Annotated in this window: 2 protein-coding genes; one reads left to right on the top strand and one right to left on the bottom strand. The window is 67.9% G+C overall.

All coding sequences use genetic code 11. From position 1 onward, the window contains the following. A partial coding sequence (locus tag R1101_RS28340) for a substrate-binding domain-containing protein (RefSeq protein ID WP_016935550.1) occupies positions 1–506 on the top strand: 506 nt, incomplete at its 5' end. A gap of 52 nt (positions 507–558) precedes the next feature. Here R1101_RS28340 and R1101_RS0123030 read toward each other — a convergent pair. Continuing rightward, the coding region (locus tag R1101_RS0123030) for a prolyl oligopeptidase family serine peptidase (RefSeq protein WP_016935551.1) at positions 559–1,662 on the bottom strand (1,104 nt) is incomplete at its 5' end.

The raw sequence follows: 1,662 nt of genomic DNA on the forward strand, positions 1-1,662 counted from the left end.
CGGAACACGTCAGATCGTCGACCACCTCGCGTCGCTCGGGCACCGCTCGCTGCTGTTCCTCGGCGGCCCGCCCGAGTCGTGGTCGGGGAGCGCGACGGTGGGCCGGTCTGCAGGCCGCGGCGCAGGCTCACGACATCGCTGTGCGTCGCTTCGGCCCGTACTCGCCGACGCTCGGAGGCGGTGCCGCCGCGGCCGACGCTGCCGTGGCCGCCGGCGCCACCGCTGTGGTGTGCCACAACGACATGCTCGCGATCGGGGTGCTGCGCCGGATGCGGGAACGCGGGGTGTCCGTGCCGGAGCACGTGAGTGTGGTCGGCTTCGACAACATCTTCGGCTCCGACCTGTGCCAGCCGTCGCTCACCACGCTCGCCGAACGCACCGAGGACGCTGGGGCGCGCGCCATCGAGATGCTCGCCCGGCAGGCCTACGAGCGGGTCGCGGTGGCCGACGAACTCGTACTCCCGACGCAGCTCGTCGTCCGCGAGTCCACCGGACCGGCGAGATGAGGGAGGTTGTGTGCGTGTTTCTCGAAGAAAACGCACACGACCTCCCCGAAGTTCACCGGTTCGCGAGCTTGTCGGCCAGGAAGGTGAACGTCAGCGCCGACTTGAACGCCGCCTGGGCGTTGTCGGCCGCGCCGCCGTGACCACCTTCGATGTTCTCGTAGTACGAGACGTCGTGTCCCTGTTCCTCCAAACGCGCGACCATCTTGCGCGCGTGCCCGGGATGCACCCGGTCGTCCCGCGTCGACGTGGTGACGAGGATCGGCGGGTAGGCGGCGTCGGGATCGGTGTTCTGGTACGGCGAGTACTTCGACAGGAACTCCCACTCGGCAGGGTTGTCGGGGTCGCCGTACTCGGCCATCCACGATGCTCCGGCGAGCAGCAGGTGGTAGCGCTTCATGTCGAGCAGCGGCACCTGGCACACGATCGCCCCGAACAGTTCGGGATAGCGCGTGAGCATCACACCCATGAGCAACCCGCCGTTGCTGCCGCCCTGGGTGCCGAGCTGCGCGGCTGTCGTGATCCCGCGCGCGACGAGATCCTTCGCGACCGCGGCGAAATCCTCGAAGACCTTGTAGCGGTTCTCCTTCAGCGCCTGGGTGTGCCAGGTGGGGCCGTACTCGCCACCGCCGCGGATGTTGGCGATGACGTAGGTATAGCCTTTCTCCAGCCATGCCCGCCCCACGCCACCGCTGTAGGCCGGAACCATCGAGTTCTCGAACCCGCCGTATCCGTACAACAGTGTGGGCGAAGGGGTTCCGGTGTTGCTGCCGACCACGAAGTAGGGCACCTGTGTGCCGTCGTCGGACGTCGCGAAGTGCTGCTCGACCGTGATGCCCTCGGCGTCGAAGAACGACGGCGCCTGCTTGATCGCCTCCACCGCGCCGCCGACCGTCCCGGACAACAGGGTCGCCGGGATCGTGAATCCGCTGGAGTTGAGGAAGAAATCGTCGCCGGTGCGCGGATCGACGTCGATGATCGAGGTCGACGTGGCATCGGGGACACCGGGCAGTTCCTCGTCGGCCCAGCCGTCGTCACCGGGCGTGAGCACCCGCACGCGGGTCTGCACGTCGCGCAGTGTGACGACGAGCAGGTGATTCTTCGTCCACGCGTACTGCTCGAGCGAGGTGTGCTCGTCCGGGGCGAACAGCACCGTCAT

It is taken from the genome of Rhodococcus sp. R1101 (assembly GCF_000278445.1).
Taxonomy (GTDB): domain Bacteria; phylum Actinomycetota; class Actinomycetes; order Mycobacteriales; family Mycobacteriaceae; genus Rhodococcus; species Rhodococcus gordoniae.